Raw genomic sequence first — 367 nt, 5'->3', positions numbered from 1 at the left:
GTCTGGCGAGCCTTGCTGGCGCAGCGCGAGGCCCTGCCCGAAGGGCTGACGTTCGGCGATCTCTTGCGCCTTGGCGCGCACTGGCTGGCCGGGCGCGAAGACCGGGCCGAGTGGAGCCACGTCTGGCGAGCCTTGCTGGCGCAGCGCGAGGCCCTGCCCGAAGGGCTGACGTTCGGCGATCTCTTGCGCCTTGGCGCGCAATGGCTGGCCGGGCGCGAAGACCGGGCCGAGTGGGCGCATGTCTGGCGAGCCTTGCTGGCGCAGCGCGAGGCCCTGCCCGAAGGGCTGACGTTCGGCGATCTCGTGCGCCTTGGCGCGCAATGGCTGGCCGGGCGCGAAGACCGGGCCGAGTGGGCGCATGTCTGGC

General features: G+C 73.0%; 1 protein-coding gene. It reads left to right on the top strand.

Going from position 1 to position 367, the window contains the following annotated elements; translation table 11 throughout:
* Nucleotides 1–12: 12 nt before the first annotated feature.
* The coding region (locus JHD62_RS21635) for a hypothetical protein (protein ID WP_199104603.1) at nt 13–367 on the top strand (355 nt) is incomplete at its 3' end.

Origin of the sequence: Aquitalea sp. ASV11, from assembly GCF_016429185.1 — a bacterium.
Taxonomy (GTDB): Bacteria; Pseudomonadota; Gammaproteobacteria; order Burkholderiales; family Chromobacteriaceae; genus Aquitalea; species Aquitalea pelogenes.
The sequence above is the reverse complement of the archived record's forward strand: the minus strand, read 5'-3'. Positions and strand labels throughout refer to the sequence as shown.